Origin of the sequence: Granulicatella sp. zg-84 (assembly GCF_010892375.1) — a bacterium.
Taxonomy (GTDB): Bacteria; Bacillota; Bacilli; order Lactobacillales; family Aerococcaceae; genus WM01.
This window is the reverse complement of record NZ_WNJX01000058.1, coordinates 1-3,206: the sequence shown is the minus strand read 5'-3', so window position 1 is coordinate 3,206 and position 3,206 is coordinate 1. Positions and strand designations below refer to the sequence as shown.

General features: G+C 31.5%; 2 protein-coding genes, 1 pseudogene and 1 riboswitch. Of the genes and pseudogenes, 2 read left to right on the top strand and 1 reads right to left on the bottom strand.

All coding sequences use genetic code 11. The features are described 5' to 3' along the window. Window positions 1-204: 204 nt before the first annotated feature. A riboswitch (SAM riboswitch) is annotated at window positions 205-311 on the top strand. Between the two features lie 156 nt (window positions 312-467). Continuing rightward, on the top strand, window positions 468-1,679 hold the full coding sequence (gene metK / locus GMA06_RS08190) for a methionine adenosyltransferase (protein ID WP_163562279.1): 1,212 nt from the start codon (window positions 468-470) through the stop codon (window positions 1,677-1,679). Window positions 1,680-2,507: 828 nt separating this feature from the next. Here the strand turns inward: metK and GMA06_RS08185 are convergent. Beyond that, complete coding sequence (locus tag GMA06_RS08185; RefSeq protein ID WP_163562278.1) at window positions 2,508-2,693, bottom strand: hypothetical protein; 186 nt, start codon at window positions 2,691-2,693, stop codon at window positions 2,508-2,510. Between the two features lie 284 nt (window positions 2,694-2,977). Here GMA06_RS08185 and GMA06_RS08180 point away from each other — a divergent pair. Next, window positions 2,978-3,206, top strand: a pseudogene (locus tag GMA06_RS08180) (ISL3 family transposase); the annotation flags it as partial.

Below are 3,206 nucleotides of genomic sequence, written 5' to 3'. Positions count from 1 at the left end.
GTTATAATTTGTTTTAGACATGATAATGACCTTTCTAATTTTGTGGTGAATCTTAGTAAGTTAATTATCTGTCTTTTTTTGTTTTTATAACACTATTTTGCTTTTGCACTTTATTTTACAACTCGGCTTATAAAAAAATCAAACACGTACACTGCATAATGATTGACAAAAAAATAAATTTTATATATGATAGCGTTATTGATAATCTTATCTAGAGTAGGTGGAGGGTAAAGGCCCGATGAAACCCGGCAACCCCGTTTTAAATCGGAAGGTGCTAATCTTAGCAAAGTCAGAACTTTGAGCGATAAGTGTGATGGCTTCGTTTAGTATGTTAGCACTATTCTGTGAAATACATGAATGGTGCTTTTTTATGGATAAAGCAAAACGAACGTTCAAAATAGAATAGTAGTTGGTGTATTCCATTTTCTATAAGGTATCAATGAAATATATGTCACAAGGAGAAATGTATGACAAATCATTATAAATTATTTACATCTGAATCTGTAACGGAAGGGCATCCCGACAAAATTGCAGACCAAATTTCTGATGCAATTTTAGATGCGATTTTAGCACAAGATGCCAATGCACGTGTTGCTTGTGAAACAAGTGTCACAACAGGTTTAGTACTCGTAGCAGGAGAAATTTCTACAAATGCTTATGTTGACGTTCAAAAAATTGTGCGCCAAACAGTTAACACTATTGGATATAACAAAGGAGAATACGGTTTTGATGGAAATGCCATTGCTGTATTAACAGCTATTGACGAACAGTCATCAGACATTGCCCAAGGTGTTAACCAAGCTCTAGAAGCACGTGAAGGGCAAATGAGCGATGAAGAAATTGAAGCGATTGGTGCAGGGGATCAAGGGTTAATGTTTGGTTATGCCAATAATGAAACACCGGATTACTTACCAATGCCAATTTATCTATCACATAAACTCGCAAAACAATTAACAGATGTTAGAAAAAATGGCACATTATCTTATTTGCGTCCAGACGGTAAAACTCAAGTAACCGTTGCATACGATGAAAATGGAAAACCAGCTTATGTTGATACAGTTGTTGTGTCAACACAACATAGCCCAGAAGTTACCCAAGAACAAATTCATGAAGATATTAAAAAACATGTTATTGATATGATTATTCCAAAAGAATGGTTAACAGACAATACAAAGTATTTCATTAACCCAACAGGACGTTTTGTTATTGGAGGACCTGTCGGAGATGCTGGATTAACAGGCCGTAAAATCATCGTAGACACATACGGAGGTTATGCTCGTCATGGTGGTGGAGCATTCTCTGGAAAAGATGCAACAAAAGTAGACCGTTCTGCTGCGTATGCTGCTCGTTATGTTGCAAAAAATATTGTAGCTGCAGGATTGGCAGATAAAGCAGAAATCCAGTTAGCTTATGCTATTGGTGTCGCTAAACCTGTTTCTATTTCAGTAGATACTTTTGGAACTGGAAAAGTATCTGAAGAAGTTTTAGTAAAAGCAATCGAAAAAAACTTTGATTTACGTCCAGCCGGTATTATTAAAATGTTAGATTTACGCCGTCCTATTTACAAACAAACAGCTGCTTACGGACATTTTGGACGCTCTGACTTAGACTTGCCATGGGAAAAATTAGATAGAGTGGAACAATTAAAAAATGATGTTTTAAAAGAAGTTTTAAAATAGATTTAACACAATAGGTAAACCGACATCATAAAAACGTCGGTTTACCTATTGTGTTAATTAAATAATTTTTGTGCCACGAAGGTTATTTTTAGGTACTATATCAAATGGTGTTGTTAAGAAATATTTATTGAACCTTTTAGTAATTATTTGAAATATTATTTTATAATATACTTAGATAAATTCTTTATAGGAGAAGTAGTATCATTATAAAACACTAAATATTTTCTTTCGGCACATAACTTTATATAATTTATATTATGTAAACTAGAAACTATAAAAAATAAATAATAAGGCGGTCCTCGTGTCTTTTGACACAAAATGATATAAAGCATTATAGAATTAATCGTCTAGATGTTTATATTCTATGACACTAATTATTATATATAAAATAAGCATCACTATTGAAATAATCGAATAAGTATCAAAAGAAATAATAATTTTCCAATATTTTATTAAAAGTATGATAAAGAATCCAATATCAATGAATAACCAGAAAACTTTAAACAAATCTATTTTCATATTATAAACCTGTATCTACTATATTCGTAGTCCCTTCTGCTGCATTCTTCTACATAAGAAATCTCACTTGACACAGCTGTGTACCTGTTTCTTTTTAATTTATTTTTTCTTTTGTAAACATATTATACAACTTTACTCCAATGATGTAAACACTACCAAATGTTGTAAAAAAGATGTTTTTGTTTATTTATACAGTTTTTTGAATACATAAAGAAGTATTTATTTTTAAACACTTGTTTTCAAAAATGGCTTTCATACAAAATACTGTATAAATATTTTTTTGGTTTTTTTAATAAATTCATTTACAAACTAAAGGGCTATAACAGTGCCATGAATTTGTTTTGCAACTGCTTCAGCAGACAAAAAATTGTTATATATTTTTACTTTATATCTCCGTGAATGAAACACATGCGTATACCATTCTTTATAGCCAAAAGAGTATTCTGTATGATAATGGTCAACACGAATAGCGGTTTTTTTAAATAATCTTTTCATGCTGAAAACAGACACGCTTCTTTGTATTGAATATCTTTTTGATTGATAATACGTAGCGTGTTCTTAATACATGCAGACAAGTCATCGACTTGTTCATCTGTCATTTATTTGAATATTTTATAGTTTTTTATAGCCACTTACCTTGTTTAACAGTTATTCAATATATTAGGGCTGTATAATTTTTAGGGTTGATGGCATAAGCCAGCAACCCTAATTTTATGTAGACAAAAAGGCAATTTTCTCTTAAATTAAAAGTACGACCAAATAATAAGGAGAAATTGCCTATGTCTAATATAACAGAAATCTTACTACAATTAAAGGATAAAAACATCACATTTGATCATGAAAACATATCAGAGTGTGACATTCGACATAAAAAATCATTGGTCTTATACGGTAAATTAACCTATACACCAGATTGTTGCCCAAATTGTCACGCAACCAATGGCATTGTAAAAAATGGGACACGTCAATCACAACTGTCTTTATGCCAAATTTCAGGACTAAACGCCT

Excerpts from the sequence above, each read along its gene's own strand:
- metK (WP_163562279.1), top strand. The coding sequence starts at position 468 with ATGACAAATCATTATAAATTATTTACATCTGAATCTGTAACGGAAGGG.
- GMA06_RS08185 (WP_163562278.1), bottom strand. The coding sequence starts at position 2,693 with ATGAAAAGATTATTTAAAAAAACCGCTATTCGTGTTGACCATTATCAT.